The organism is Streptomyces sp. ID05-39B (assembly GCF_033794725.1).
In the GTDB taxonomy this organism is placed as follows: domain Bacteria; phylum Actinomycetota; class Actinomycetes; order Streptomycetales; family Streptomycetaceae; genus Streptomyces; species Streptomyces bobili.
On record NZ_JARGEF010000351.1, the window covers coordinates 1 to 6300 of the forward strand.

7 protein-coding genes are annotated in these 6300 nt (G+C 71.7%); 6 read left to right on the forward strand and 1 reads right to left on the reverse strand.

The features are described 5' to 3' along the window. The 6 genes from P1P75_RS38635 to sucD all read left to right on the forward strand — a co-directional run. The coding region (locus P1P75_RS38635) for a DUF5682 family protein (protein WP_319264199.1) at positions 1–583 on the forward strand (583 nt) is incomplete at its 5' end. A 51-nt stretch (positions 584–634) separates the two neighbouring features. Further along, positions 635–1825, forward strand: a complete 1191-nt coding sequence (locus tag P1P75_RS38640; protein WP_319264206.1) for a VWA domain-containing protein — start codon at positions 635–637, stop codon at positions 1823–1825. A 444-nt stretch (positions 1826–2269) separates the two neighbouring features. After that, positions 2270–2590, forward strand: coding sequence for a hypothetical protein (locus P1P75_RS38645; protein ID WP_319264200.1), 321 nt, complete (start codon positions 2270–2272; stop codon positions 2588–2590). Beyond that, entirely contained in the window at positions 2580–2738 is a 159-nt protein-coding gene (locus tag P1P75_RS38650; protein ID WP_319264202.1) for a hypothetical protein, read from the forward strand. The genes P1P75_RS38645 and P1P75_RS38650 overlap by 11 nt, the downstream gene beginning before the upstream one ends. Before the next feature lie 591 nt (positions 2739–3329). Then, on the forward strand, positions 3330–4508 hold the full coding sequence (sucC, locus tag P1P75_RS38655; protein ID WP_086772097.1) for an ADP-forming succinate--CoA ligase subunit beta: 1179 nt from the start codon (positions 3330–3332) through the stop codon (positions 4506–4508). 21 nt (positions 4509–4529) lie between these two features. Further along, positions 4530–5414 (forward strand): succinate--CoA ligase subunit alpha, encoded by an 885-nt coding sequence (gene sucD / locus P1P75_RS38660; protein ID WP_086772096.1) that lies wholly within the window; start codon positions 4530–4532, stop codon positions 5412–5414. A gap of 110 nt (positions 5415–5524) precedes the next feature. On the opposite strand, the gene P1P75_RS38665 is transcribed toward sucD, so the two are convergent. After that, positions 5525–6300, reverse strand: a 776-nt coding sequence (locus P1P75_RS38665) for a sigma factor-like helix-turn-helix DNA-binding protein (RefSeq protein WP_319264204.1), incomplete at its 5' end; no start/stop codon positions are given.

The following is a 6300-nucleotide window of genomic DNA, read 5'->3' on the forward strand; positions in this document are numbered from 1 at the left end:
GGGCAGCGTGGCCGGGGTCGTGCGGGGGCGGGCCGCCCGGCTGTTGCTGGACGGCGGGGAGGTGGAGCGGGACGAGGCGGCGCGGCTGATGGGGCTCGCGTTGTCGCGCGGGACCCCGCCGGCGGAAGCGGCCGCCTGGATCGAGGGCTTCGTCGGGGGAGGGGCCGACGGCGGGCTGCTCCTCGTGCACGACGAGCGGCTGCTCGGCCTGGTCGACGGGTGGCTGACGGGCGTGTCGGCGGAGGCGTTCACGGACGTACTGCCGTTGCTGCGGCGGACGTTCTCGGCGTACGAGACGGGGGCGCGCCGGTCGCTCGGGGAGCTGGTGCGCAGGGGACCCGGGGAGAGAAGCAGCGTGCTGGGGGCGGGTTCCGGTACCGCCGGATTCGCGGACGACCTCGACGCCGGGCGCGCGGACGCCGTCCTCCCCGTGGTGCGGCTGCTGCTGGGCCTGGACGGCGAACACCGGGACGACACCGACACCGGCACCGACACTGAGACCGGTGCCGGCACTGACACCGGTGCCGGCACCGAAAACGGCACCGGCACCGACGACCGGCTGACCACGGCGGCAACGACCTGACGGGACGCCGACATGACGATCGAGCGGCAACATGACGATCGGGGCGAGGACATGACGATCGGCACGGCGGAGGCCGACCCCGCGCGGGAGCGGCTGCGGCGCTGGCGGCTCGTGCTCGGGGGCGGCGAGGCGGACGGCACCGAACACGAACCGACCGGCCGGGACGCGGCCATGGACGGCACGCTCGCCGCGCTCTACGGCAAGGGGGACAGGGCGCGGGCCGGGCGGGACCGTTCGGCGGGGCTCGGGGCGTCGGCGCCGTCCGTGGCGCGCTGGCTCGGGGACATCCGGACGTACTTCCCCTCCTCCGTCGTCCAGGTCATGCAGCGCGACGCCATCGACCGGCTCGGCCTGGCCACCCTGTTGCTGGAGCCGGAGATGCTGGAGGCGGTCGAGGCCGACGTACACCTCGTCGGCACGCTCCTCTCCCTCGACAAGGCGATGCCGGAGACCACGAAGGAGACGGCACGGGCTGTCGTGCGCAAGGTCGTCGAGGACCTGGAGAAGCGGCTCGCCACCCGCACCCGCGCCACCCTGACCGGCGCCCTCGACCGCAGTGCCCGAGTCGCCCGGCCGCGCCACCACGACATCGACTGGAACCGCACCATCGCCGCCAACCTCAAGCACTACCTGCCCGAGCACGGGACGGTCGTGCCCCAGCGGCTCATCGGGTACGGGCGGGCCTCGCAGTCCGTGAAGAAGGAGGTGATCCTCTGCGTCGACCAGTCGGGGTCGATGGCGGCCTCGGTCGTCTTCGCCTCCGTGTTCGGGGCCGTGCTGGCGTCGATGCGGTCGATCAGCACCCGGCTCGTCGTCTTCGACACGGCGGTCGTCGACCTCACCGACCAGCTCGACGATCCGGTGGACGTCCTGTTCGGCACCCGGCTCGGTGGGGGCACCGACATCAACCGGGCGCTCGCCTACTGCCAGTCGCAGATCACCCGGCCCGCCGAGACCGTGCTGGTGCTCATCAGCGACCTCTACGAGGGAGGCATACGTGACGAGATGCTGAAGCGGGTCGCGGCGATGAAGACGTCGGGGGTGCAGTTCGTCGCCCTGCTCGCGCTCTCGGACGAGGGAACGCCCGCCTACGACCGCGAGCACGCCGCCGCCCTGGCGGCGCTGGGCGCACCCGCCTTCGCCTGTACGCCCGACCGGTTCCCGGACGTGATGGCGGCGGCGATCGAGAGACGCCCGCTTCCCGTGCCGGACCCGGACACCCCAGCGGTGAACGGGACATGACCCCCCATCGGTAAGAGGGGGCTTGCTGTCCTGTCGCAGTCGCACTGAAGCTGTCGGTTGCTCACTGCTTCTCGTTCACGTTGGCGCATGCGGGCTGCGGAAGTCCGTGCTGGAGGCGGTCTCCCGGGTTCGGTTCGAGTGGTTCGAGTCGGTGCTCCCGGTGCGGCGGTTCATGGCGTACGCGGGCAGCGGCACTTCACGGGCCGGTACTGGGCGGCGATGACGCAGTCGCTGGTGGGGTTCGCGTCGTGGTTGGAGCGGGAGCGGGCCATGCTCGTCGATCCCGACCGGCGAGTGGTGGGGCCGGCCTCGCAGCCGTTCCGGGTGACATGGCACAGGTTGCGTCGGACACCGCCACAACCGGCCCGCGCTACCTTGGGGCACCCGTGCGAGGATCGAGCGCCTCGTTTCGTCGCACGGGCGGTTCCCGCCACCCTCCCGGACGTGACCAGCACGGCCGACGACATGTTCGAAGCCGCCACCTCCACTGTCACCGCCACCGGGTTCGCCACCTCCACTGCCACCGCCACCGGGTTCGCCGAGGACGTCACGGCGCCCGTCGGCCCGTTCGCCGGGGAGGTGACGGCCCCGGCAGGACCCTTCGCCCAGGAGGTCACCGGCCCGGTCGGCTCCTTCGCCCACGGCGTCGCCTCGCCGGTGGCATCTCTGACGGAGTCCGTCACCCATTCGGCTCACGGGGTCGCCCAGGATGTGACGGCTCCCCTCACGTCCCCTCACGCCGTTCGCGTACGACGTGAGCGGTGACGCCGGTTCGCTGGCGTACGGGGTGGCCGGTGCCGCCGGTACCGCCACCCAGGCACCTGCCGGGCACGCCGTCACAGGTGCCGGCGCGGCTGCCGAGGCGGTCACCCCCGCCTCCGTGCGGGACGCCGTCGGCACCTACCGCATCTGATCCACCGGCCCGCGCACGCGCCGCGCGCACCCGGCACACTGCGTGCCACGCATGCATCACGCGCCCCGCGCGCCCCGCACCGCGCGGGCCCCAGCTCCCCGTAGGCCCCGTGCCGACGGGGTACCGGCTCCGTGGGAGGAAGGACCCGGACGGCCGAAAGCCGTCGGCCGTGTCCGGCCGTCATCCCGCGGACAGGGCCGGGGTCGTCCCCATTGGGGTGGGGACGGCCGCGGCCCCGAGCCCTCCGGGGCTGCCGCACGGGGTCTCACCGGGTCAACCCCAGCCCGGTGAGGCCCCTCCCGGAGCCCTCGGAGCCCTTCCCGTAGCCACTCCGGACCCTCCGCGGCACCTCACAGGCGGCACCGCGTGCCAGTGATCTGGGCATCATGTGACAGGTATCACCGCTCAGGTGTGACCCGCGATTTAGAGGCCTCCGGCAAGCAGGGATAACCTGCGAGACGGACATGCCGCGCGCTCGGACACCGTGTGCGCCTCCCTTGTGACTGATGACAGACGGCGGACGTCACGTTGCCCTCGCGGCACGCCCACGCAGACAACGAACCGCGAGATCACTGATAGGGACGGAAGCGCGTGGACCTGTTCGAGTACCAGGCGAGGGACCTCTTCGCCAAGCACGATGTACCGGTGCTGGCCGGTGAAGTCATCGACACGCCTGAGGCGGCCCGCGCAGCCACTGAGCGTCTCGGTGGCAAGTCCGTAGTCAAGGCCCAGGTGAAGGTCGGCGGCCGTGGCAAGGCCGGTGGCGTGAAGCTCGCCGCCACCCCGGACGAGGCCGTCGCCCGCGCGACGGACATCCTCGGCATGGACATCAAGGGCCACACGGTCCACAAGGTGATGATCGCCGAGACGGCCCCGGAGATCCTGGAGGAGTACTACGTCTCCTTCCTCCTGGACCGCACCAACCGCACCTTCCTCTCCATCGCCTCCGTCGAGGGCGGCATGGAGATCGAGGAGGTGGCGGCCAACCGCCCCGAGGCGGTCGCCAAGACGCCGATCGACGCCAACGTGGGTGTGACCCCCGAGAAGGCCCGCGAGATCGTCGAAGCCGCGAAGTTCCCGGCCGAGGTCGCCGACAAGGTCGTCAACGTCCTTGTCACCCTGTGGAAGACCTTCATCGAGGAGGACGCCCTCCTCGTCGAGGTCAACCCGCTGGCGAAGGTCGCCTCCGGCGACGTCATCGCCCTCGACGGCAAGGTCTCCCTGGACGAGAACGCGGACTTCCGCCACCCCGACCACGAGGCCCTCGTCGACCACGCGGCGGCCAACCCCCTCGAGGCCGCGGCCAAGGAGAAGAACCTCAACTACGTCAAGCTCGACGGTGAGGTCGGCATCATCGGCAACGGCGCGGGTCTCGTCATGAGCACCCTCGACGTCGTCGCGTACGCCGGTGAGGCGCACGGCGGGGTCAAGCCCGCCAACTTCCTCGACATCGGCGGCGGCGCCTCCGCCGCGGTCATGGCGAACGGTCTGGAGATCATCCTCGGCGACCCGGACGTCAAGTCCGTCTTCGTCAACGTCTTCGGCGGCATCACCGCCTGCGACGAGGTCGCCAACGGCATCGTGCAGGCGCTGCAGCTGCTCAAGGACAAGGGCGAGGAAGTCACCAAGCCGCTCGTCGTCCGCCTCGACGGCAACAACGCCGAGCTGGGTCGCAAGATCCTCTCCGACGCCAACCACCCGCTGGTCCAGCGCGTGGACACCATGGACGGCGCGGCCGACAAGGCCGCCGAGCTCGCGGCTGCGAAGTAAGGAAGAGGGACAGACTCAGCCATGGCTATCTTCCTCAACAAGGACAGCAAGGTCATCGTCCAGGGCATGACCGGTGCCACGGGCATGAAGCACACCAAGCTCATGCTCGCGGACGGCACCAACATCGTCGGTGGCGTGAACCCGCGTAAGGCGGGCACGTCCGTCGACTTCGACGGCACCGAGATCCCGGTCTTCGGCACGGTCGCCGAGGCGATCGAGAAGACGGGCGCCAACGTGTCCGTCCTCTTCGTCCCGCCGGCCTTCGCCAAGGCCGCCGTGGTCGAGGCGATCGACGCCGAGATCCCCCTCGCGGTCGTCATCACCGAGGGCATCGCGGTCCACGACTCGGCCGCGTTCTACGCGTACGCCGTGTCGCAGGGCAACAAGACGCGGATCATCGGCCCGAACTGCCCCGGTCTCATCACCCCGGGCCAGTCGAACGCCGGCATCATCCCGGGCGACATCACGAAGCCGGGCCGCATCGGCCTGGTCTCGAAGTCGGGCACGCTGACGTACCAGATGATGTACGAGCTGCGGGACATCGGCTTCTCGTCGGCCGTCGGCATCGGTGGCGACCCGGTCATCGGCACCACGCACATCGACGCGCTGGCCGCCTTCGAGGCCGACCCCGACACCGACCTGATCGTCATGATCGGTGAGATCGGTGGTGACGCGGAGGAGCGTGCCGCGGCGTTCATCAAGGACAACGTGAAGAAGCCGGTCGTCGGCTACGTCGCGGGCTTCACCGCACCCGAGGGCAAGACCATGGGCCACGCCGGCGCCATCGTCTCCGGCTCCTCCGGTACGGCCGCCGCCAAGCAGGAGGCCCTCGAGGCCGCCGGCGTCAAGGTCGGCAAGACGCCGACCGAGACGGCGAAGCTGGCGCGAGCCATCCTCGGCAGCTGACAACACGGCCTGGCCGGTTGAACACCTGTGGGCCCGTCCCCTTCGCGGGGGCGGGCCCACAGCCGTGTCCGCAGGCGGGTCGCGCCCTCGACGGAGCCTTCGCGTCCGCGTCAGCGGGGCTCCGGCAGGAGCTTCTCCGGGCCGTCTCCGGACTCCGCCCGCAGTTTGGCCCGCAGGGTCAGCTCCGCGGTCGAGAGGGTGCCCGGAGCCGCCCGCGGGGGGACGCCGGGGACCGTTTCGCCGGGCGGCACGGGGGGCTCGTAGCGTGTGGGGGCCGTGTGCACGGTGAGGGCCGTCGCGCCGATGATCGCCACCGTGATGGCGATCGCCGCCCTGGTCCAGAACCGTGCCCGGCGCTCGCTCTCGATGCGCACCGCCGGGGGCTTGGCGGCGCGCAGGCGCTCCGTCGACGCCGTCTTGGCGAGGCGGTCGTGCAACACCTGCGGTTCCGCCAGATCCGGCAGCCGGGCGGCGATCGCCGAGCGGGCGTGCAGCAGCCGGCTCGCCGCCGCCGGTGTGCTCGCCTCCGTCTCCGCCGCGGTCTCCGGCAGCCCCAGGCCGACCCCGTCGTACAGCAGCAGGGTGCGGCGGTACGGCGGCGGGAGCGTCAGGAGCACGTCGAGCAGGGCGCGGTCGGAGGCGTCGGCGGGCGGTGGTTCGGGATGGCGGTAACGGGGGCGGAACCGGTGCCAGGGGGAGAGCGCGTACTCGTACGCCGTCGCCCGCACCCAGCCCGCGGGGTCGGGGTCGACGGCCACCTCGGGCCAGCGCTGCCAGGCGACCTGGAAGGCCTGCTCGACCGACTCGCGGGCCAGCTCCCGGCGGCCGGTGAGGAGGTACGCCTGGCGGACGAGGGCGGGCGCGCAGAAGGCGTACAGGGCGTCGA